1 protein-coding gene is annotated in these 2,258 nt (G+C 50.4%); it reads right to left on the bottom strand.

All coding sequences use genetic code 11. The features are described 5' to 3' along the window. Positions 1-515 precede the first annotated feature (515 nt). Complete coding sequence (gene ltrA, locus CIK04_RS30580) at positions 516-1,799, bottom strand: group II intron reverse transcriptase/maturase (protein WP_128824772.1); 1,284 nt, start codon at positions 1,797-1,799, stop codon at positions 516-518. Positions 1,800-2,258: the final 459 nt, after the last annotated feature.

Genomic DNA, 2,258 nt, shown 5'->3' with positions numbered 1-2,258 from the left:
CATCAGACGCGATGCTAATGGTCAGCTCGGTTTTCTCCTCCACGCCATTACTGGACTTCTCAGGCCGAGCCTTACTCACTACTACGGATTCATCTGCCACCTCGCACCAACGTGCATCTTGAGCTTCCTCTTGATGAACGCTTCCGGCACTTGCCCGGATGTGGTGTCAGGCTTCCCCAGTTACTGCACTGGCTCCCTGTTAACAATGCCACCCTCAAGCACAGCATAGRTCTGACTGAGTATTGGGCTTTGCGATGTTTCGGACGCTTACCCACCTATGCTGCCGAAGCAGGTTCACTTACGTTGTGTACTGTTAACTTCCTATTGCTTCCTTCAGACTCTGCCGTTGGCCAGCAACGCCCTTGCAATTCGGATTATCTTCCCCTCAGTCAGGGCGATTCGGGCTTCTTTCAACCCGACGGGTTTGCCAGCTTCGCTGGGCAAACAACAAGTAGGGTGAGGCGTTGCCGCCTCATCCCTCTTACAGAACCGTACGTACGGRCCTCGTATACGGCTCATGCACACTTCCATTCAGCATAATTGCTGAACACGTACCCTGTCCTAACATGCTCGATATTGAACAAACCAAGATCGTTAAACCATTGATTTGGCATCGCATAACTGGCTAAGGGACTCTGYGCATTTTTCCAGCTACTCATTTGAATTGACCTGAACGGCGGCTTGTAACCAAGCTGTTTCAGCYTSCGGTGCAACCGTGWCGGTTTCTTCCATAATTTTAACTGGATGCTGCGCAGTCTGCGCCTTAACCATCCTGCTATTCGCGAGAACTCCCTGCTGGTATTGGCGATCCTGAAGTACTGACTGAACCCTCGTAAAACGGGATTTAGCTCGTTGATGACCTGCACTAWYGGCTTTCCGCCATTACGTTTGCTCATCTGCTTCAACTTCTGTTTGAACAGAGCCAGTTTCTTGGGCTGAATTCGGGTGTATTGTTCCCCGATTTCRACGCCAAGGAACTTCACCCCATTTTCGCTGTGTGCTATATGRGATTTGCTCTGATTCACCGTCAGTTTCAACTCTTTTTCCAGTATCTTTGTCGCCTGWGCAAGCGCATTCTCTGCTCCTGCTCGGCTACGACAGAAGATCAAGATATCATCCGCATAGCGCACTATGCGGTGACCACGCTTTCGCATCTCCTGATCGAACGCATCCAGATAGATRTTCGCTATCAGTGGACTTATTACCCCACCTTGCGGACTCCCTAATTCTGTCTGCTGCCAATGCCCATCAACCATCACWCCACTTTTCAGGAACTGATTTATCAGTGCCAGCACGCTGCCGTCTGTGACTCGTGTTCGGATACTCCTTCGGATAAGTTCGTGGTCGAGCTTATCGAAGCACTTTGACAAGTCCATATCCACGACATGCTGCATACCATAACGACGGATGAACATGGTGGCTTTGTTTATGGCGTCGTGACAACTTCGATTTGGGCGGTATCCAAAGCTTGATGGATGGAACTGCTCTTCGAARATAGGGGTTAAGAGGTCGTTTAGGGTTTGTTGGACAACTCTGTCCCGAACTGTCGGGATGCCAAGCAATCTCACTCCACCGCCGTCTTTCGGGATTTCTACCCGTCTGACCGGCTGTGGTTGGTACTGCTTGGTTTTGAGYTCAGAGAGGAGTTGGTCAAGGTTATCACTCAGATTTGAGGCGAAGTCGCTCAGGCTCTGCCTATCTATTCCGGCCGCGCCTTTCGCTTTACACACCTTTTTAAATCCTCTGTATAGTCGCTCTTTATTGAGCAAGTGACCGTACAGACTGTAATAAACTCTCAACGTCTCTCCTTGGGTTGTGTGCTGTGTGGGGGCAGGATGCTTTCTTCAGTGTCGGTTTGTTTCACTTTGCTGTTTAGCTTTCTAGCTCAATGGCAATTGACTAAAGTGAGCCAAAGTTACTCCCGTGCACGGTTTCTCGTTGTCGTCTTCTGCTTCCACAGGTGACCACGCCGGAATACCCCGATAGCGAATCGGTTTGGGTGCCACTAAAAAAAACATCTGCTCATCACAGACTTAAAGTGTACTTCCTCCCTTCGCAACACTCGCTTGCTTTTGGCAAAGCGGTGCCCCATCAGACGCGATGCTAATGGTCAGCTCGGTTTTCTCCTCCACGCCATTACTGGACTTCTCAGGCCGAGCCTTACTCACTACTACGGATTCATCTGCCACCTCGCACCAACGTGCATCTTGAGCTTCCTCTTGATGAACGCTTCCGGCACTTGCCCGGATGTGGTGTCA

The sequence above is a fragment of the Vibrio sp. 03_296 genome (assembly GCF_002265885.1).
The sequence above is the reverse complement of the archived record's forward strand: the minus strand, read 5'-3'. Positions and strand labels throughout refer to the sequence as shown.